At 69.0% G+C, this 20,332-nt stretch carries 16 protein-coding genes; 7 read left to right on the forward strand and 9 right to left on the reverse strand.

Annotated features, from left to right (window positions below; translation table 11 throughout):
* Positions 1-4: 4 nt before the first annotated feature.
* Complete coding sequence (locus ACQP2F_RS36780; protein ID WP_433295801.1) at positions 5-883, reverse strand: alpha/beta fold hydrolase; 879 nt, start codon at positions 881-883, stop codon at positions 5-7.
* A 104-nt stretch (positions 884-987) separates the two neighbouring features.
* Here ACQP2F_RS36780 and ACQP2F_RS36785 point away from each other — a divergent pair, with 104 nt between their 5' ends.
* Entirely contained in the window at positions 988-1,809 is an 822-nt protein-coding gene (locus ACQP2F_RS36785) for a methyltransferase domain-containing protein (RefSeq protein ID WP_433295803.1), read from the forward strand.
* Positions 1,810-1,860: 51 nt separating this feature from the next.
* On the opposite strand, the gene ACQP2F_RS36790 is transcribed toward ACQP2F_RS36785, so the two are convergent.
* From ACQP2F_RS36790 to ACQP2F_RS36815, 6 genes are all read right to left on the reverse strand, one after another.
* A complete protein-coding gene (locus tag ACQP2F_RS36790) occupies positions 1,861-5,415 on the reverse strand; it encodes a discoidin domain-containing protein (protein WP_433295805.1) in 3,555 nt (1,184 codons plus the stop codon).
* Positions 5,416-5,492: 77 nt separating this feature from the next.
* Complete coding sequence (locus tag ACQP2F_RS36795; RefSeq protein WP_433295807.1) at positions 5,493-7,079, reverse strand: glycoside hydrolase family 13 protein; 1,587 nt, start codon at positions 7,077-7,079, stop codon at positions 5,493-5,495.
* Between the two features lie 78 nt (positions 7,080-7,157).
* Complete coding sequence (locus ACQP2F_RS36800) at positions 7,158-8,030, reverse strand: carbohydrate ABC transporter permease (RefSeq protein ID WP_433295809.1); 873 nt, start codon at positions 8,028-8,030, stop codon at positions 7,158-7,160.
* Positions 8,031-8,034: 4 nt separating this feature from the next.
* On the reverse strand, positions 8,035-8,994 hold the full coding sequence (locus tag ACQP2F_RS36805) for a carbohydrate ABC transporter permease (RefSeq protein ID WP_433295811.1): 960 nt from the start codon (positions 8,992-8,994) through the stop codon (positions 8,035-8,037).
* A gap of 59 nt (positions 8,995-9,053) precedes the next feature.
* Positions 9,054-10,436 (reverse strand): ABC transporter substrate-binding protein, encoded by a 1,383-nt coding sequence (locus tag ACQP2F_RS36810; protein WP_433295813.1) that lies wholly within the window; start codon positions 10,434-10,436, stop codon positions 9,054-9,056.
* A 237-nt stretch (positions 10,437-10,673) separates the two neighbouring features.
* Positions 10,674-11,666: a LacI family DNA-binding transcriptional regulator gene (locus ACQP2F_RS36815; RefSeq protein ID WP_433295815.1), complete on the reverse strand. Its 993-nt coding sequence runs from the start codon at positions 11,664-11,666 to the stop codon at positions 10,674-10,676.
* A gap of 255 nt (positions 11,667-11,921) precedes the next feature.
* Between ACQP2F_RS36815 and ACQP2F_RS36820 the strand changes: the two genes are divergently transcribed.
* The 5 genes from ACQP2F_RS36820 to ACQP2F_RS36840 are packed head-to-tail and all read left to right on the forward strand — an operon-like array spanning position 11,922 to position 16,264.
* Positions 11,922-12,371: a methyl-accepting chemotaxis protein gene (locus ACQP2F_RS36820; protein WP_433295817.1), complete on the forward strand. Its 450-nt coding sequence runs from the start codon at positions 11,922-11,924 to the stop codon at positions 12,369-12,371.
* 13 nt (positions 12,372-12,384) lie between these two features.
* Positions 12,385-12,801, forward strand: coding sequence for a YchJ family protein (locus tag ACQP2F_RS36825; protein ID WP_433295819.1), 417 nt, complete (start codon positions 12,385-12,387; stop codon positions 12,799-12,801).
* A gap of 22 nt (positions 12,802-12,823) precedes the next feature.
* A complete protein-coding gene (locus ACQP2F_RS36830; RefSeq protein WP_433295821.1) occupies positions 12,824-13,684 on the forward strand; it encodes a tryptophan 2,3-dioxygenase in 861 nt (286 codons plus the stop codon).
* On the forward strand, positions 13,674-14,885 hold the full coding sequence (kynU, locus tag ACQP2F_RS36835) for a kynureninase (protein ID WP_433295823.1): 1,212 nt from the start codon (positions 13,674-13,676) through the stop codon (positions 14,883-14,885). Before ACQP2F_RS36830 ends, kynU begins: the two co-directional genes overlap by 11 nt.
* The gene (locus tag ACQP2F_RS36840) at positions 14,882-16,264 is read left to right on the forward strand and encodes an amidohydrolase family protein (RefSeq protein WP_433295825.1); all 1,383 of its coding nucleotides are present in this window, start codon (positions 14,882-14,884) and stop codon (positions 16,262-16,264) included. Before kynU ends, ACQP2F_RS36840 begins: the two co-directional genes overlap by 4 nt.
* A 150-nt stretch (positions 16,265-16,414) precedes the next feature.
* Here the strand turns inward: ACQP2F_RS36840 and ACQP2F_RS36845 are convergent, their stop codons facing one another.
* On the reverse strand, positions 16,415-16,984 hold the full coding sequence (locus tag ACQP2F_RS36845; protein ID WP_433295827.1) for a DUF4352 domain-containing protein: 570 nt from the start codon (positions 16,982-16,984) through the stop codon (positions 16,415-16,417).
* Between the two features lie 126 nt (positions 16,985-17,110).
* Between ACQP2F_RS36845 and ACQP2F_RS36850 the strand changes: the two genes are divergently transcribed.
* On the forward strand, positions 17,111-17,938 hold the full coding sequence (locus ACQP2F_RS36850; RefSeq protein WP_433295829.1) for an SDR family oxidoreductase: 828 nt from the start codon (positions 17,111-17,113) through the stop codon (positions 17,936-17,938).
* 1,227 nt (positions 17,939-19,165) lie between these two features.
* On the opposite strand, the gene ACQP2F_RS36855 is transcribed toward ACQP2F_RS36850, so the two are convergent.
* Positions 19,166-20,242 carry an NAD-dependent epimerase/dehydratase family protein gene (locus ACQP2F_RS36855; protein ID WP_433295831.1) on the reverse strand — a complete coding sequence of 359 codons (1,077 nt, stop codon included), beginning with the start codon at positions 20,240-20,242 and terminating at the stop codon, positions 19,166-19,168.
* Between the last annotated feature and the right edge of the window lie 90 nt (positions 20,243-20,332).

Below are 20,332 nucleotides of genomic sequence, written 5' to 3' on the forward strand. Positions count from 1 at the left end.
TCGGCTACGACAAGCGGTCCACGTGCCGGCGAAGACCCGCCACGATCGTCCCGAAGTTGTCCATCAGCGAAAGGTGCCCCTCGCCCGGCGCCAGGTGCACCTCGGGGGACGGCAGATGCTCGGCCAGCCACCGGCCGTGCGCGAACGGGACCATCCGGTCCTGGTCGCCCTGCCAGAGGGCGAGCGGCACGGTGATGCCGCCGAGCGCGAAGCCCCAGTCCGCCGCGAAGGCGAGGTCGTCCTCCCGCCAGCCCGCGATCCCGTGCGAGACCGCGGCCCGCATCGACTCCGCCAGATAGTCGGCGAAGCCGCCGACGAGGGCGTTCCGGTCCACTTCGGAGATCAGGTCGCCGAAGGCCGCCACCATGTCGGCGGCCGTCACGCCGGCCAGCGGCTTCGCCGCCTCGGTCAAGAACTTGTCGAGCTCCGCCGGGCCGGCCACGGCCGCCGAGAACTCCTCGACGTTCTCGGCGCCCATCCCGTCCATCCAGTCGAGTCCCTCGGCGCCGTAGGGTGCCACGCCGGCGATGGTCGCGGCGGCGACGCACCGCCCGGGCAGCAGCGCCGCGCAGGCCAGGGCGTGCGGGCCGCCACCCGACCACCCGACGGTCACGAACGAGGTGGCCCCGATCGCGTCGAGGAGGGCGGCGGTGTCGCCGGCGACCGAGGCCACGGTCCGGCCCGGGTGCGGGGTGGAGGCGCCGTAGCCGGGCCGGCTGGCCTGCACAACCCGGAAGTTCTGCTCGGCGGCGGCGTCCACGATCGGGCGGTAGAGGACCGTCCCCGAGGGCGTCCCGTGGTGCAGCACCAGCGGCACGGCCCCGGCCGGCCCGTCGACCAGATATTCCAGCGTGCGGCCGTCCGGCAGCGTCAGAAACTCCATGACCCAGAAACCTACGCCGGGCGGGTGGGAACCGTCCCGTACGGCCTGTCGGATGGGTGACCACTACCCGTGAGATGTGATCCCCGTGCGTCACCATTTGGCTCATGAAGCCCGCGCAGATGGAACGCACGCCGTTCTCCGACCTCGACGGCCAGACCAGCGAGATGACCGCCATGCTGCTGGCGGCGCTCGAGGCCATGGGCCGTCATCCGGAGATCAAGCGGGTGCGGCGTACGGCGATGATGGCGCTCCGCCCCGAGCCGGGCGCGCGCCTGCTGGACGCCGGTTCGGGCGCGGGCGACGTGGCGCGACGGCTCGCCGCCGAGGTGGGGCCGGACGGCGAGGTGATCGCGCTCGACTCCTCGGCCGCGACCATCGCCGCGGCCGTCCGGCGGCACGACGGCAGCAACGTGCGGTACCGGATCGGTGATGTCTCGGCCATCGACCTGCCGGCCGCGAGCGTGGACGGCGTCTGGTGCGAGCGGGTGCTCCAGCACGTAGACGACGCGGACGTCGCGATCGGCGAGCTGGCCCGGGTGACCCGGCCCGGCGGGCGGATCTGCCTGATCGACACCGACTGGGAGTCGCTGGCCTTCGACGGCGTGCCGGCCCGGCTCGGCGACTCGATCGTGGCGCACATGCACGGCCGACTCACGCCGCAGCAGCTCGACATGGGCCGCACGCTGCGCCGCCGGCTGCTGGCCGCCGGCCTCACCGACGTGACGGCGACGCCGGTGACCTGCGTCTTCGACACGCCGTCGTCGGCCGCGGTGGTGCTGCCGATGGTCAACCCACGGATTCCCGCGGAGTCCTGGATGACGCCCCCCGGCGTACGGGAGAAGTGGTTCTCGCATGTCGAGGAGGCCGGTGCCCGCGGGGATTTCCTGGCCATCCTGACCATCTGGGTGGTGACCGGAACCAGGTGAAAGGGGGCCCGCGGAGACGACGCGGACCCCCCTCTTACCTCGGGAGCGGGTTCAGTTGCGGACGATCGTGAACGTCGACGTCTGGTTCTCGATGTCCCGGTAGTTGTTGCTGAACTGCAGGTTGGTGAAGGTGGCCGAGCCCACCGCCGGGCCCTGGCCCGCCTCCGGCAGCGGGTTGGCCCAGACGCCGAAGCCGGACTTGGCGTCGAACTGGTCGCCGGAGCGGACGGCACCGCTGATGGTGATGTTCGTCAGCACGGTGTCCTTGATCGGGTTGACCGGCTGACCACCGATGTACTGGGTCTGGAACATGATCCCGGAGTACGTCGGGTCGACGATGTCGACGTTGCTGATCCGGATGCCCTGGAACACCTTCGACGCGCTGAACAGCCAGATCGCGGGGAACGTCTGCGCGCCCCAGAAGTGGCCACCGGCCCGGACGATCGAGATGTTGTCGAACGTCGTGGGCGGGGACGCCCCGAAGCCGTTCATCGGGTAGCCGAAGTCGAGCGAGCTGATCGTGATGCCCGAGTAGACCAGCGTGTCGGCGATGTAGATGTTCTTGAAGGTGTTGGCGTACCCGCCGTAGACCGCGACGCCCGCCGCCCGCCACGTCAGGATCGACGTGAGGTTCGAGTAGGTGTTGTTGATCTCGTCGGAGCCGCCCGCGTCGATCGCCGAGAACAGCGCGAAGCTGTCGTCGCCGGTCGCCCGGGCCTCGTTGTTGTCGACCAGGTTGCCGGTGCTGCCGTTGGTCATGTTGATGCCGTCGGCGAACGTGTCCCGGATGCGCGAGTTCTTGATCACCATGTTGTCGGTGTTCGCGCCCCAGTACAGGCAGACCACGTGCTCGGTCCAGATGTTGTCGATCGTGATGCCGGAGACGTTGGCGAAGTCGAAGACCTTGCCCGGGCCGTCGATGCGGATCGTGTAGTTGCCGAAGAACGCGAAGTTCTTGAACGTCGAACCGTTCGCGCCGTTGTCGGCCCGGAAGCCGGCGTCGGTCTCGGTCTGCGTGGATGGGGTGAAGAAACGGGTGTACCAGGGGCCGGCGCCGGTGACGACGATCGGCCGGCCGTACACCTGCAGCTTGCTGGAGACCTGGTAGTCACCGGCCGGCAGGTAGACGCCGAGCTTGGTGGTGTCCTGCCGGGCGGCGTCCAGCGCGTTCTGCACCGACTGCTGGTCGAAGCCGGTCGGCACCACGTACTTGGACGAGTCCGGGTTGGCCAGCGCCGACACCTGCTCGAGGTTGATGAAGTCGATCGCGATGTTGCCCGAGTTGCCGGAGTCCTTCTGGAGGCGCACCGTGCTGCCGGCCGGGAACGACCCGGTCAGCATGATGTTGGCCTCGTCGTAGATGTGGCGCGGGTCGGAGCCGGAGTTCTGCGGCGACGTCTCGTTGCCGTACAGCCAGGCGTACTTCGAGGTGAGCGGCAGCGTCTTGTTGAGCGAGCCGTTCACGTACACGTTGATCGAGCTCGTCGTGCCGTCCGGGATCGAGAACCGGGCGACGATCGTGTTGGTGGCGGCCCGGGTGGTCCACTGCACCGCGGCGCCGGTCTGGTTGAGCGTGACCGCCTTGCGGCCGGACGCCTCGCCGGCCAGGTCGCCGACCGTGCGGTTGGGACCGACGATCGCGGCGCCGCCGCTCAGCACGCCGTCCTCGGCCTCGTACATGTCGTAGGGCATGTTCGCCCCGCGACCGACGAAGAACGGCTTGTCGGCGGTGTTGTTGGCCTGCTTGACCGCCAATTCGTTGGCATCGACCGCAATAACGGTACGAACCGTATATTTCCCATTTACGGCCGTCCAGGTCCCCAGGGACAGAGCGGGTGACGAGGCGCCGGCCGCGAGCGTGCCGCTGTAGGAGCCGGACAAAGTTTTCACCACGGTCGATCCGGACAAAATGCTCAGAGTTACACCGTGGGCACCGGAAGCCGAAGCGGCCGACCCCTGGTTCTTGATCGTGACCGAGAACGTGACCGTGTTCCCGGCCGACGGGTTGCCCGGCGACCACGACACCACCGACGCCACCAGGTCCGAGCTGGAAACCGGTGTCACCACGAGCGAATTGGGCGAGTTGTACGAGTTGTTGGCCTCATTCAACTCGATCACGGTGTTCGACTCGTCCACCTTGGCGGACAGAGCGTAGGTGCCGGCGTCCCGAGCCCCGATGGTGGCGGATACGGTCGCAGAGGCTCCCACGGCCAGAGCACCCACCGAAGCCGTGCCGACCTTGGTCGTACCCAGGTAGAAGTTGACGTTGGTAGCGGCCGACGCGGCCGTCCCGCCGTTGCGAACGGTCGCCGACAGCGTGACGGCGTCGGTCTCGACCGGCGCGGCCGGCGAGGACGACATGGCGGTGATCGAGAGGTCCGGGTTCGGCGCCGCGACGCCGATGACCTGGAACTCGGCCACCTGACCGCTGGGCGCGCCGGTGTTCGCGGTGAAGGAGAGTCGGACGTCCGCGGCCGTGCCGCTCACCGGGATGGTCACCGTGTTGCCCGTGGCCGGGTTGAACGTGTAGGTCGCCGAGCCCACCAGCGTGGTGAACGACGACGAGCCCTGGTCCCGGCCGAGGATCGAGAACGTCTGCTGACGGGTGCCCCAGGCGCTGTCCGGGTTGAGCTTGATCACGACCTGCTGGAGCGAGGCGTTGGCGCCCAGCTGCACCGTCAGGTTGGCCGGGTACGCGCTGCCCTCCCAGTAGGTGGCGGTGTTGCCGTCGTTGGCGTTGGTCGCCACGAACGTGAACACCGTCGACGACGCGTCGATGGGCTTGTTCAGCGCCAGGTTGGTGCCGGTGCCGCCGGTGCCGTTACGGGTGACGGTGTTGCTGGCCGCCGACACGTTGCCGGCCGCGTCCTTCGCCTTGACGTAGTAGGCGACCGTCGCCGAGTCGGGCTGGCTGTCGGTGTAGGTCAGCACACCCGCGCCCACGCTGGTCCGCAGCACGTTGTTGGCGTAGACGTCGTAGCCGGTGACGCCGACGTTGTCGGTCGAGGCCGACCAGGTCAGCTTGATCTGCCCGCTCCCCGGCTGGGTGTAGGCGAGGTTCGACGGCGCCGAGGGGGCCTGGGTATCGCCGGTGACCGGGCCGTAGACCTCCAGCTCGGAGAGCTGCCCGGCCGGCCAGCCGGTGTTGGCGGTGAAGTTCAGCCGGACGAAGCGGGTGGTCGCCGTGGTGAGGTCCACCGTGACCGTGTTGCCGGAGGCCGGGTTGAAGGTGTAGCCGGCCGACGCCTTGAGCGTGCTGAACGACGAGCCGTCCGAGCTGCCGGTGACCGAAAGCGTCTCGGTGCGGGTGGCCCAGGCGGTCGCCGGGGGCAGCTTGAGCACCAGCTGGTTGACCGCCACGGCCGAGCCGAGGTCGACCTGCAGCCACTGCGGGAAGGCGTTGTTCTGGCTCTCCCAGTAGCTGTTGGCGTTGCCGTCGCCGGCGTTGCCGGCGCCGTAGACGTCGGCGAAGCTGCTGGCGCTGAAGGTCTTGCCGGCGGCCAGGTTCGGGCCGGCCGCCGACGCGACGGTGGGTGCGGAGAGGACTGCGGCCACGACGCCCACGGCCGCGGCGGCCGCGAGCAGGCGTCTTCTCAATCGAGGCATGGTGGGAGCGGTGCCTTTCTCGGGTGAAAAGCCCCCGGGGATGATGCTTCCTCCTGCTCTGAGGGAAGAGGACGGCTCTACTGGAGGCGCAGCCAGACGGCGGTGTCCGGGGGGAGGCGGTCACCGTCGAGAGGGCCACTGGCGAGCAGGGAGGTCTCGTGGTCCGGCAGGGTGATCGGGGCGCCGGACATGTTGACGACGCAGGCGAAATGCGCGCCACGGCAAAAAGCGAGCACTTGCGGATGTACGTCGAGCCAGCCGAACGACGGCCGATGCAGGCCGGGCTCATCGCGGCGCAGGCGGATCGCCTCGCGGTAGAGCTCGAGCATCGACGTCGGATCGCCGGTCTGGGCCTGGACGGTCAGGTCCTTCCACTCGGCCGGCTGCGGCAGCCACGGTTGAGCGGCGCTGAAACCGAACGGCGGCTCGTCACCGCTCCACGGCAGCGGCACCCGGCAGCCGTCCCGGCTGTGCCCGCGCCGCGCCCACATCGGATCTTGATAGGACGAAGGCGGGATGTTCTCGTTCTCCCAGAGCCCGAGCTCCTCGCCCTGGTAGATGTAGGTGGCGCCGGGCAGCGAGAGGGACAGCAGCGCGGCGGCCCGGGCCCGGCGGGTGCCGAGCTCGAGGTCGACCGGCACGCCGTCGAGGTTGTTCTCGAAGCTGAACGTGGTGTCCTCGCGGCCGTACCGGGTGACGTGCCGGGTGACGTCGTGGTTGGAGAGCACCCAGGTGGCGGGCGCGCCGACGGCCCGGTGCGCGTCGAGGGTGCGGTCGACGCACTGACGCATCAGCGCCGGATCCCAGGCGCAGCCCAAAAAGTCGAAGTTGAACGCCGCGTGCAGCTCGTCCGGCCGCAGGTACTTCGCGAACCGCTCGACCTCCGGCATCCAGACCTCGCCGATCAAAGCGCGATCTCCGTCGTACGAGTCGGAGACGCGCCGCCAGGCCCGGTACACGTCGTGCACCTCGTCGAGGTCGTGGAAGGGGTGGGGCTCCCCCTCGCGTACCTCGGGAAGGTCTCCGTCCTTGAACAGCAGTGCGGCGGAGTCGATGCGGATGCCGTCGACGCCGCGGTCGAACCAGAACCGCAGGATGCTCTCGAACTCCGCCCGCACGTCGGGGTGGTCCCAGTTGAGGTCCGGCTGCTCGGGCGTGAACAGGTGCAAATACCACATGCCATCGGGCGTACGGGTCCAGGTCGTGCCGCCGAACTCCCCTCGCCAGTCCGTCGGCATCTCGTCGCCGTTCTCGCCCCGGCCCGGCCGGAACCAGAAGTAGTCGCGCTCCTTCGCGGCGGGCGAGGCCAGGGCCGCCTTGAACCACGGGTGCTCGCTGGAGATGTGGTTGGGCACGATGTCGACGATCATGCGGATGCCGACCCGGTGCGCCTCCTCGATCAGCGCCTCGGCCCCGGCCAGCGTGCCGAAGACCGGGTCGATGTCGCGGAAGTCGGCCACGTCGTAGCCGGCGTCGGCCATCGGCGACGGGTACCACGGGCTCATCCAGATCGCGTCGATGCCGAGGTCGCGCAGGTGCCCCAGACGCGAGCGGATGCCGTCGATGTCCCCGATCCCGTCGCCGTCCGAGTCGGCGAAACTCCGCGGGTACACCTGATAGATCACCGCGCTCTTCCACCACGGACCACCGTCTGTTGTGGACACAAGCACCTGCTTTCTGCATGGGTAGCTAAGCCCGGGGTCACCGGACCAGAAATCTGGCGATATTTCGAGATAGGGCGGTTAACCCTTGACCGAGCCTGCGGTGAGGCCGGACATGATGTTGCGCTGGAAGATCAGGAAGATGATCACGGTCGGGACCGCGGCGATGACCGAGGCGGCGACGACCACGTTCATCGGGGTGCCGCCGGAGAAGGCGTAGATGCCGACGCTGAGCGTGCGCGTCTCCGGCGACGGCATCACCAGCTTCGGCCAGAGGAAGTCCTTCCAGACGTACGTGACCGCGAAGATCGACACGACACCGAGGATCGGCCGGGACATCGGCAGGATGATCGACCAGAGCGTGCGCAACGGCGAGGCGCCGTCGACCATGGCCGCCGCGATCAGGTCCTCGGGGATCGAGTCGAAGAACCGCTTGAGCAGGAAGATGTTGAACGCGTTGGCGACCAGGGGCAGCCAGATCGCCCACGGCGAGTCGAGCAGGCTGGTGTGCACGAACGGCAGGTCGATCACCGTCACGTACTGCGGGACGATCAGGACCATGGCCGGGATCATCAGGGTGGCCAGCATCAGCGCCAGCACCACGTTGCCGAAGATCGGGCGGAGCTTGGAGAGGGCGTACGCCGCGGCGGTGTCGAAGACGAGCTGGAAGAACACCGCGCCGACCGCGTAGTAGAACGTGTTGAACATCAGCTTGGCGAGGTTCAGGTTGTTCCACGCGTTGGCGTAGTTGTCGGTCTCCGGGTGCTTCGGGAAGAGGGTGGGCGGCGTCTGCGCGATCTCCTGGCCCGACTTGAGCGCGCCGGTGACCATCCAGTACAGCGGCCCGATGAAGACCAGCGTGAAGACGACCACGACCGCGACGAGGACCGCCCAGTAGAGGTACTTGCCTTTGCCGCGCCGGATCTGCGCCTCGGAGATGAGGGTTCGGGTCATCGTCTCAGTCCTGTTTCGTGGTGAGCCGCACGTACACGGCGGAGAAGGCGGCCAGCACGATGAGCACGATCACGCCGAGGGCCGCGGCGCCGTTCAGGTCGTTCTGGAAGAAGCCGTGCTGATAGATCAGGTACGCCACCGAGGTCGCCGAGTCCTGCGTGCCGGCGCCGTTGGCCAGGATCAGCGGCTCGATGAAGACCTGCATGGTGGCGACGATCTGCAGCATCGCCAGCAACGCGAGGATGAGCCGGGTCTGCGGGATCGTCACGCTCCAGATCCGGCGCAGCAGGCCGGCGCCGTCGAGCTCGGCCGCCTCGTACAGCTCGCCCGGGATGTTCTGCAGGGCGGCCAGGTAGATCAGCACCGCGGCGCCCATGTTCATCCAGGTCGAGGCGATCACCATGGCCGGCATCGTGGCGGTCGGCGACTGCATCCACTCCGACGTCGGCAGGTGGAAGAACTTGAGCACCGCGTTGAACAGGCCGGCGTCGCTCGGGTCGTACGCGTAGAACTTGAAGAGGAACAGCGCCGAGGCCGGCGGCAGCATGACCGGCAGGTAGACCAGGATGCGCAGGTAGCCCTTGCCGTGCCGGAGCTCGTTGAGCAGGATCGCCACCACGAACGGCACGGCGTAGCCGAGGACGAGCGCGAGGGCCGTGAAGTAGAAGGTGTTCTTCCAGGCGGTCCCGAAGCTCGGGTCGTGGATGATGCGGGTGTAGTTGTCGAAGCCGACCCAGGTCGTGACGCCCCGCTTGGTGTGCTGGAAGCTCATCACGATGCCGCGGATCATCGGGAACCACGAGAAGAGGGCGAAGCAGAAGATCGCTCCGGCCAGGAACGCGTACCCGGTCAGGTTGTCGCGCAGCTTGCGGCCCCGCCGGGTCCGCGCCGGCCCGGAGAGATTCACCCCCGCCGGGCCTCGCTGCTTCCCTTTCGTGTCCTGGAAGCTGATCGTCGTCGCCAACGAAGACTCCTGTGTTGGTGGGAGTGCGGGAGCCGCGTCGCGGCCCCCGCACTCGGCGGTCAGCTACCCGAGGCCTGGAGCTGGTTGACCTTGGTCTCGGCCGTCTTGAGCAGCTCGTCGATGTTCGAGTTCGGGTTGGTCAGCACCCCGGACATCGCGCTGTCGAGCACCGCGTAGATTGCCTGCGCGTTCTTCGGCTCGCCCTTGATCGTCACCGGGTTCTGCTCGAAGAGCGCGAAGTTCTCGCTCGGCACGTTCTGGTTGGCTTTGCGCAGGTCGGCCTCCGCCTTCTGCGGCTCGCTGCCGGCCGTGAACAGCAGCGGCTGGGGCAGGCCCACCGGCTGGTTCTGCGGCTTGGCCCGGGCGTAGTCGAACTGGCCCTTGCCGACGGTCAGCTTCTCGTACGCGATCCACTTGAGGCCGGCCTTGACCTGCTCGGGCGTGAGGTCCTTGCGGAAGAAGTAGCCCTCGCCGCCGCCCAGGGTGCCCTTGGCCGCACCGTCCTGGCCGGGCAGCGGACCCATCGCCCAGTCCTGGTACTTGCCTTGGAACTGCTGGACGATCGCCGTGGTGGCGTCGGGCGCGCCGATGAACATGCCCACCTTGCCGGCCGCGGCGTTGGTCAGCAGGTCGGCCCACTGCAGCAACTGGCGGGAGCCCATGCTGTTGTCGCCGTACCGCATGTCCTTGAGGTTCTGCAGCACCTGCTTGCCCTGCGCGTTGTTGAAGTTCGCCTTCTTGCCGTCGGCGGAGAGCATGTCGCCGCCCTGCGAGTAGAGCTCGGCGGTGAAGTGCCAGCCACCGGTGTTGCCGGCGCTGTAGTCGGCGTAACCGGCGACGCCGCCGCCGAGCGCCGCGATCTTCTTGGCCGCCGCGCGCACCTCGGCCCAGGTCTTCGGCGGGTTGGCGACGTCCAGCCCGGCCTTCTGGAACAGGGTCTTGTTGTAGAGCAGACCCATCGAGTAGTTCTTCGTCGGGATCGCGTAGACCTTGCCGTTGTCGGTGAAGACGTTCTTCAGCGCCGGGTCGATGCTGTCCCAGTTCGCGATGGTGTCCTTGGTCGCGTACTGCGTGATGTCCATCGCCTGGCCGGAGTCCAGCACCTGCTGGAGGTCGGTCATGTAGCCGTAGAAGACGTCGGTCATCGTGCCGCCGGTGAGCCGCGCCGTGAAGTCCGGCGGGTTGTTGCACTGCTGGCCGACGCTGACGCTCTTGATCGTGATGTCGGGGTTGTCCTTCTCGAACGCCGCGACGTCGTCGTTCCAGTTCTTCAGCAGGTCCTTCTGGGAACCGTCCGGCTGGCAGTCGACGGTGATGACCGTCTTGCCGCCGGCGTCCTTCCCCGAGTCGTCACTGCCCTTCGTGGAACACGCCGCGATGCTGAACCCCAGGCCGGCCGCGAGGGCGACGGCCGCGGCCCTCCGGTAGTGCGGTACGGACATCTGTCCATCCCTTCGGGAACGAAAGTATCCAGGAACTTCACTGATCTGCGAGGTCACCGCGCGAGCCCGGTGTGACCTGGGTCTCGTCGCCATGTTTCGTGGAGGTGACGATACAAAGTCAAACGGTTCCCCGCAAGAAGCCGACTGCAAGAAGAAAAAACGCGACTTCTCTCCGGAATGCCGCGCACGACAAAGGGCGGGCCGTCGGCCCGCCCTTCGCTCAGGAGTATTACCTGGTCAGCCCTGTGGAGCTGGTCCCGTCGACCCGCGCACCACCAGCTCCGGCTCGAACAGCAGCTCGTCGGGGGCGACGCCGCTGCCCTCGATCTGGTTGACCAGCAGGTCGACGGCGGCCTGGCCCATCATCTCGATCGGCTGCCGCACCGTGGTCAGCGGCGGATCGGTGCAGGTCATCAGCGCCGAGTCGTCGAAGCCGACGACCGAGACGTCGCGCGGCACGTCGCGGCCGAGGCGCCGGGCGGCCCGGATCGACCCGAGCGCGAGCACGTCGGACGCGCAGATCATGCCGGTCACGCCGCGCTCGATCAGCCGGCCCGCGGCCAGGCGCGCGCTCTCCATCGAGAAGTTGGTGCGCTCGACGAACCAGTCGTCGCCCGCGATCTTCTCGACCGCGGCCAGCTTGCGGCGGGACGGCATGTGGTCCTCCGGGCCCATCACCATGCCGATCCGCTGGTGGCCGAGGGACTTCAGATGCCCGTACGCCTGCTCGACCGCCACCGCGTCGTCGGTGCTGATGTGCGGGAACCCCAGGTCGTCGACGCCGGCGTTGACCATGACGACCGGCATCCGGCGGTCGGTCAGCGCCCGGTAATGGCTGTGCTCGGCCTCGGCCAGCGCATAGGACCCACCGGCGAAGACAACGCCCGAGACCTGGTGGTCGAGCAGCATCTCGATGTAGTCGCGCTCGGGGACGCCGCCGATCGTGCGGGCCGCCAGCAGCGGGGTGAAGCCGCGCTGCGCGAGCGAGGCGGTCACCACCTCGGCCAGCGCCGGGAAGATCGGGTTCTGCAGCTCGGGCAGCACGAGCCCGACCAGTCGGCCGCGCTCGCCGCGCAGCTTGGTGGGTCGCTCGTAGCCCAGGACATCGAGCGCGGTGAGCACCGACGCGCGGGTGGCCTCGGAGACGCCGCTGCGTCCGTTGAGCACCCTGCTGACCGTCGCCTCGCTCACGCCCGCCTTCTTGGCCACCTCGGCCAGACGTTTGGTCACGGCGGAATCGTACGCCAGATTCGCGCAAGAACTGAACTCGGTCTTGCAGTCCGGTCTTTCCGGGCCGGTTGTGCTTGCAGCCGGCGTCATACCCCGGCATCGGCCGGCTCCGGGTGCGGCCGCCGGGCCTGGGGTGAAGCGATTAAGTCGGCCTTACGCCACGGTTACATAACGGCGATCGATATGGGGCGCGCGTGGGGCGCGATGGTGCGATGTTGGTGGAGGGCACGGAAGTGGTGGACGGGGGTAGGCGTCGTGACCGATGGGGATCAGCGGGACTCGGTCCAACGGCTGGCCAGTGTCAGCAACGACATGGCCACCGCCACCCGCTCGGCGGTGCGCGCGGCCCAGACCGCGGTGTCGGTCATCCAGCGGCTCGAGACCAGCAGCACCGAGATCGGCAACGTGGTGCAGCTGATCGCCACGATCGCCAAGCAGACCAACCTGCTCGCGCTCAACGCGACGATCGAGGCGGCCCGGGCCGGCGAGGCGGGCCGCGGCTTCGCGGTCGTGGCCAGCGAGGTCAAGGATCTGGCCAACGAGACCGCGACCGCCACCAACCAGATCGACACCCAGGTCGGCGGCATCCGCTCGAACACGCAGAACGCGGTCGAGGCGATCGAGGAGATGCAGTCGCTGATCGAGGAGCTCGACCGCTGTCAGCAGGTGATCAGCGGGATCGTCGCCGAGCAGCAGGCCGGCTGACAGAATCGACGGCATGGCTCGACGGACGAAAACGGTCACCGACTGCCCCTGCGGGCGCGGCCTGGCCTACGACGAATGCTGCGCGCCCGCTCACCGGGGCCACGCGCCGGCCACGGCCGAGGCGCTCATGCGGTCGCGGTACAGCGCCTTCGCGCTCGACGACGACGCGTACGTGCTGGGCTCCTGGCACCCGGAGACCCGGCCGGCCTCGATCGAGCCCGACCCGCACCTGCGCTGGGTGGGTCTCGACATCCTCTCCACCAGCGGCGGCGGCATGTTCGACGCCGAGGGGCAGGTCGAGTTCCGGGCGCACTACCGCGACCACGGCAAGCCCGGAGACATGGTCGAGCGCAGCCGCTTCGTGCGCCACGACGGTCAGTGGGTCTACTGGGGGCCGATCCTTACCAACGGCTCACTCGCCAACATCTGACCAGGTGTGATTTCCTCCGAGGGTGGAAAGCAACCGCCGGCACCTCGAGGACGGCATCGTCCGCGACTTCAAGGTCAATCTTTCGTACGGGCGCTACCTGCACCTGGACGAGATCCTCAACGCCCAGCACCCGGTCAGCACGCCCGAGCACCACGACGAGCTGCTGTTCATCCTGCAGCACCAGACCTCGGAGCTCTGGCTCAAGCTGGTGCTGCACGAGCTGCGGGCGGTGCAGCGCCAGCTCGCCTCGGACGAGCTGCGCCCGGCGCTGAAGGGGCTGGCCCGGGTCAAGCACATCCAGCGCACGCTCACCGAGCAGTGGTCGGTGCTGGCGACGCTGACCCCGAGCGAGTACGCCGAGTTCCGCTCGTTCCTGGGCACCTCCTCGGGCTTCCAGTCGTACCAGTACCGGACGGTCGAGTTCACCCTCGGCAACAAGGACCGGCGGATGCTGTCAATCTTCAACGACGACCCCGCGGCCCACGCCATGCTGACCGAGGCCCTCGAGAAGCCGAGCGTGTACGACGAGTTCCTGCGTTACCTGGGCCGCCACGGCTACGACGTACCGGTCGAGCTGCTCCAGCGGGACGTGACGCGGCCGTGGGAGTTCCGCGAGGATCTCGTGCCGGTGTTCGTGGGGATCTACGCCGACCCGGAGAAGCACTGGGCCGCGTACGAGACCTGCGAGGAGCTCGTCGACCTGGAGGAGAACTTCCAGCTCTGGCGGTTCCGGCACATGAAGACGGTCGAGCGGACCATCGGCTGGAAGCGCGGCACCGGCGGCTCCAGCGGGGTCGGCTTCCTCAAGGCGGCCCTCGACCTGACGTTCTTCCCCGAGCTGTACGCCGTACGCACCGAGATCGGAGCGCCCCGTGAGTCTTGATCCCGCCCCGCTGGACGCCGCCGACCCGCTCGCCGCGTTCTCGGAGCAGTTCCTGGCGCCCGACGACTTCGACGTGATCTCGTACCTGGACGGAAACTCGCTGGGCCGGCCGCTGAAGGCGACCGCCGCGCTGCTTGCCTCGTTCGTTCGCGACCAGTGGGGCGGGCGTCTCATCCGGGGCTGGACGGACGAGTGGCTGGAGTGGCCGATCACGCTGGGCGACCGGCTCGGCCGGGTGGCGCTGGGCGCGGCCGCCGGCCAGACGGTGATCGCCGACTCGACCACCGTGCTGATCTACAAGCTGGCGCGGGCCGCCGTCGACGCCCGGCCCGGGCGCAACCGCGTGGTGCTCGACACCGACAACTTCCCCACCGACCGGTACGTGCTGGAGGGCATCGCCGCCGAGCGCGGGCTCGAGCTGGTGTGGATCGAGACCGACCCGGTCACCGGCATCGAGCCTTCGCAGGTCGCCGAGGTGGTCGACGAGCGGACGGCCCTGGTGCTGTTCAGCCACGTCGCGTACCGCTCGGGGTGGCTGGCCGCGGTTCCCGAGATCACCCGGATCGCGCACGACGCCGGCGCGCTGGCCATGTGGGACCTGTGCCACTCCGCCGGATCAGTCCCGATATTTCTGGACAAATGGGGCGTGGACATGGCGGTCGGGTGCACGTACAAGTACCTCAACGGCGGGCCCGGGGCGCCGGCGTTCGCCTACCTGGCATCTCATCTGCTCGGGAGCGTGCGGCAGCCGATCTGGGGCTGGATGGGGCATCGGGCGTCGTTCGAGATGGGGCCGGGCTACGAGCCGGCGGCCGGCAGCCGGGCGCTGCTGAGCGGGACGCCGCCGATCCTGGCGATGGTGCCGCTGCACGCGAACCTCGACATGCTCGAGGAGGCCGGGATCGGCGCGGTGCGCGAGAAGTCGCTGCTGCTCACCGGGTACGCGCTGGAGATCGCCGACGAGTGGCTGGCGCCGCACGGCGTCGAGGTCGTCAGCCCGCGCGACCCGGCCCGGCGGGGCGGTCACATCACGCTCAAGAGGGCCGGCTTCGACAAGCTGCTCGATCCGCTCTGGGAGCGCGGCGTGATCCCCGACTACCGGCGCCCCGACGGCTTGCGCATCGGCCCGGCGCCGCTGAGCACCAGTTTCGCCGAGGTGCATCGGGGGCTGTCAGTGTTGCGTTCGCTGCTCGAGAAGTGACTTCCTACGTACAGGCGGACGCCCTCTTCTGGGACGGCGAGTTCCGCACCGGCATGGCCCTGCGCCTCACCGCTTCCGGCGCCACGCCGGTCCCGCTAAACCGCATACCCGATTTATCGGTTATGCGGCGGCTGCCGGGCACGTTGCTGCCCGGCTTGGTCGACGCACACGTGCACTCGGGCCTCGTCGACCTGGCCACCGTCCGCGCCGGCGGCATCGCCGGGGTCTGGGATCTGGGCAGCGTCCCCACCGCCATCGCAGCACTTGCCGCCCGCGCGGCCGGCGCACGCGTCGCGCGTGGGGCCGACGCCGCCCGGCGGCGCGGGGCGGGCGCCGCGCAGCCGCGTGAGGCGGGCGCCGCGCAGGCGCGTTGGGCAGGCACCGCTCACCCGGGTGGCGCAGGTGGTGCAGGCGCCGGGCACGCGGGCCGTGCGGACCCCTCGGCTGCCGCGCGCGTGGATGAGGCAAGCGCAGCGCACGCGGCGGCCACCGGTGTTGCTCGCGCGGGTGGCGCAGGCGCGGCGCCCGTGGGCGGCGCAGCGCCCGCGGGTGGCTCGGCCGGCGCCCTACTCTCCCCCACCCCGTCACTGGGTGGGGGTGAAGATACGGCCCGGGTACGACAGTTTTCGTGGGCTGTCCCCAGCATTCGGTATGCGGGACCGTTTCTGATCGCTCCCGGCGGCTATCCCAGCGACCGCTCCTGGGCCGCTCCCGGCAGCTGGCGCGCGATCGACTCGGCCGCCGAGGGGGCCGATGCCGTGCGGGAAGCGCACGCCGGTGGGGCCACGCTCATCAAGATGACCGCGCACGCCGGCGGTCCGCTGTTGTCCCTTCCCACGATGACCGCCGTCGCCGGGGCTGCGCATGATCTTGGGCTGCCGGTCGTGGTGCACGCCGAAGGGCCGGGGGCGGTCGTCATGGCGTACGAGGCCGGTGCGGATTTTCTTGCCCACACGCCCTGGACCGAGTCGCTCGACGGCGGGCTCGTGCGGTCGTGCGCCGAGCGGATGCGGTGGATCAGCACGCTCGACATCCACGGCTGGGGCACGCCGACACCCGAGCAGGCGACGGCCGTCGGGAATCTGCGGCGGTTCCTGGAGTACGGCGGGAGCGTCCGTTACGGCACCGACCTCGGCAACGGGCCACTGATCCCGGGCGTCAACGCGCGGGAGATCCGGGCGCTGCAGTCGGCCGGCCTGAACCCGGCCGAGATCCTCGCCGCGATGACCGGCATCGAGCCCACGACGCCGGGCGACAACTCCACGACGACCGCCGCCGACGTCTGCTGGATTCCGGGTGGCCTCGACCTCGACCCGGCGCGCTTTGCCGACGTGCTGGCCACGGCCCGCGTGCTCGACGACTCGGTCCGGCCACGCTAGCTGGTCACGGTCATCGGCGTCGGCGTCGGCGGGGTCGGCAAGTGAACCGGGCCTCGGGGCCGAGCACGTTCAGGATCGTCCTGTTCGCCGGCGGCGGGTGGGTGACCGTCAGCGTGCGGATGACCGACAGGGGCGGCGAGAATCGGCCGGTCACTGCAGCGGTACCTTGACGCCGGTGGAGAACACCGACTCGTGCAGGACCACGGCGGTCAACCGGCGGCCGACGGGCACGTCGAAGACCAGCCTTCCGCGTACGGTCTCGTGGGGCTCGATGGGTTGCAGGAAGCCCTCGAAATCCTTGTTGGCGTAAGCGCCCGCCGTGGAGTCGACGGCGTACTCGGCGCCGGTGGCGTCGTAGCCGTTCTGGGAGAGGTCGGAGAACGCCGCGGGCGACGAGCCGTCATTGGTCACCGCGACGTCGACCAGGCAGTACTGGCCCTGCGCCTTCTTGCCCTGGCCGGCGCCGGAGCCCTCGCCGACCTGCTTGGTGCCGCAGGTCATGCCGGTGACGGTGAACTTGAGCCGGCCGTCGGTCGCGGTCTGGCCGACCCGGGCGTCGACGGCGTTCTCGGTTTTGGTGTCGCGGCCGAACGCGTCCAGCACGGCGCCGGCCCCGCCGAGCAGGTAGGTGAGCAGGCCGGCAAACCCGAGCACGCCGACGACCACGGCGACGACGGCGACGATCGGCCATTTCGACCGGGAGCGAGTCGAGATCGACATGGGACTACCCAACGGCCAACATTGATCTCGCACAGTCACCCATCCGGATCATGGTTGTCGGACGTTCAGTCGGCATCCGGGCACCGAATGTCACCTGGTGGCCGGCAACTCGCGTACAAAGGGCATATGGGTTTGATCGTTGTCTCCGGCGCAACCGGGCGGCTCGGCGGGCGCGTGGCGCTGCGGCTCGGCGGTGACCTGCGGCTTCTTGTGCGCGACCCGGCGCGGGCGCCCTCGGTTCCCGGCGCGCAGGTCGCGGTGGCCGAGTACGCCGACCTCGACGCCATGCGGTCGGCGCTGCGCGGCGCCTCGACGGTGCTGATGGTCTCCGGGGCCGAGACGCCGGAGCGGGTGGCGCAGCACCGGACGTTCGTGGACGCGGCGGTCGCCGAGGGGGTCGGGCACCTGGTCTACACGTCGTTCGCGGGGGCGGCGCCGGACGCGACCTTCACGCTCGCGCGCGACCATTGGGCCACCGAGCAGTACATCCGCGCCAGTGGGCTGGAGTTCACGTTCCTGCGGGACAACCTCTACGCCGACTTCCTGCCGCTGATGGCCGGTCCGGACGGCGTGATCCGCGGCCCGGCCGGCGACGGGCGAGCGGCGGTGGTGGTCCAGGACGACATCGCGGACGCAGCCGTCGCGGTGTTGCGTTCGCCGGTGGAGCACGTGGGCCCGACGTACGACCTGACGGGCCCATCGGCGCTGTCGTTGACCGAGGCGGCCGCGATCATCTCGGCGGCCACGGGGCGGGAGGTGCGCTATCGGGCCGAGACGATCGAGGAGGCGTACGCGTCGAGGGAGCGCTACCAGGCACCTCGCTGGCAGGTGGACGCTTGGGTCAGCACGTACACGGCTATTGCGGCGGGCGAGCTCGGTGCGGTGACCGGAGATGTGGCGGCGCTGACCGGCCACCCGGCGACCTCCTTGGCGGAGCTTCTGGCCCGGGGGTGACCGGTCGGGGGTGATCGGTCGGGGGTGACCGGTCGGGGTGATCGGTCGCGGGTGATCGGATCGGGGGTGATCGGATCGGGCCGCCGCTCGCTGCGAGTGGCCCCACCCCTAATTGGGTGGGGCTGAACGTACCGGCTGCCTACGACATTTTCCGGCCCTGTCCACCGAAATCGGCCTTGTGTCCACAGGTCGGCTCCGTTGCCGCAGGCGAGAATGGCATGATCGAATACTGATGTGACGATATGCCGGCGCGGGATAATTGGTCATGCGACAGCTTCAGTTGTTCTCCCGGGCCGAAATGGCCGGCATGCGGGATCGAAGTGCGTCGCGTTCCTATTCGCCTGCGGGAGAGGAGTTTCGTCGCGCACACGAGCGCCATCGAGCTTGGGGTCTTGCGCGCCGTCATGCCGAACGGATGCGTCGCCGATGTCAGGGCCCGAGGCCCGACAGCCCCGGAACGCGGCGTCCCGCACCCGCGCATCCCGAGGTCCGGCCCTCGGCGCCTGTGCATCACGATATGCAGCGCTCCGCACCCGCGCATCCCGACACAGGGTGCTCCGCAACTGCGCGTCCGGAGCTCCAGCGCTCCGAGCCTGCGCATTCGGAACTCCAGCGCCCCGAGCCTGCGCACTCTGAACTCCAGCGCTCCGAGCCTGCGCACTCTGAACTCCAGCGCTCCGCGCTTGCCAACTGCGAACCTCGGCGTCTCGAAGGGCAGCGCCCTCAGTCTGTAAGTTCGCGGCTGCAACGCCCCAGGCCGGAGCACCCCAACCCGGAGCACGCCAACCCGGAGCACGCCAAGCCTGAGCGCCCGGAGCCGAGCATCCTCAACCGGCGCACCCAGAACCGAAGCGGCCCGAACCCGAGCCGGCGCAAAGCGAGCATCCCGGAATGGGACAGCTTGAACGCGGCCGCGCCGGACAACTGCGGGCCGGAGGCCTGTCGAGCGTGTGCCGATTCGGTGGTGCCGGCGGAGCGCGATCTACTGTCGATCAGACGCGAGTGCGGGCGCCGCCGGGTGACGCACTTTCATCCGCTGTGATGGGGCGGAATGGCTTACATTCCCGCTTCGCAGGACAGCGCCGGAATGGGCGAGAGTTGCGTCAGGAAATGCTCGAGTGCGGCCGTCGAGAACGGCGGAAGCAAACAATCAATAACAGCGGGAATTGCTGGGCGGAATGCGTTCCGGGCCGTGAAACGTGAGGAGACGGCGGGCGGAAGCGGGCCTCAGGCCTGGGGCTTCCAGACCTCCTGGTTGGCCTCGTACATCTCGCGGAGGATTGCGGGCACGTCGTAGGTCAGTTTCCAGTCGGGGTAGTGGGCCTCGAAACGGGAGAGGCCGCTGATCCACCACTGATGGTCGCCTATGCGGTTGTCCTCTACGTAGTCGGTCCGGGCCTCTCGGCCGGTGATTTCGGCGGCCAGCTGGAAGGCCTCGATCACCGAGCAGTTCGAGTGGCGGCCGCCGCCCATGTTGTAGACCTCGGCTATCCGCGGGGCCCGGTGGACGGCCTCGAAGGCGGAGACCAGGTCGCTCGAGTGGATGGCGTCGCGGACCTGCTTACCCTTGTAGCCGTAGATGTGGTACTGCCGCTGCTCCATCACGCAGCGCATCACGTACGCGAGGAAGCCGTGCAGCTCCGCCGCCGAGTGGCCGGGACCGGTCAGCGTGCCGCCCCGGAAGACGGCGGTCGGCATCTGGAAGTAGCGGCCGTACTCCTGCACCATCACGTCGGCCGCGACCTTCGAGGCGCCGAAGACGGAGTGCAGGCACTGGTCGATCGACATGGTCTCGTCGATGCCGCCGTACCACTTGTGGTCGGTGGGCAGCTCGTAACGGGTCTCGTGCTCGATCAGCGGCAGCGAGTTGGGCAGGTCGCCGTAGACCTTGTTGGTCGAGGTGAAGATGAACGGCGCGTCGATGCTGTGCTGCCGGACGGCCTCGAGCATGTTCAGCGTGCCGACCGCGTTGACGTCGAAGTCGGTGAACGGCTCGCGGGCCGCCCAGTCGTGCGAGGGCTGCGCGGCGCAGTGGATGACCAGGCCGACGTTCTTGCCCAGCGACGCGAACAAGCGAAGCAGCGCCGCACGGTCGCGGATGTCGATGTCGTGATGCGTGTAGCGCTCGCCGACCTCCTTCTGCAGGCGGTCCAGGTTCCACTTGGTGGAGCCGTCCTTGCCGAAGAAGTAGCCGCGCATGTCGTTGTCGACACCGACCACGTCCATGCCGAGACCGGCGAAGTGCCGGACCGACTCGGAACCGATCAGGCCGGCGGAACCGGTGACGACGACCACACTGCTCATCAAGACCTCCGCGGAAAGCCGGATCGGAGCCAACGTTGCATCGGAACGGCCCGAGGTTACAGGGTGTACGCGAGGCGGCCGGTCGGTGGG

Origin of the sequence: Actinoplanes sp. CA-030573 (assembly GCF_050951115.1) — a bacterium.
GTDB lineage: Bacteria > Actinomycetota > Actinomycetes > Mycobacteriales > Micromonosporaceae > Actinoplanes.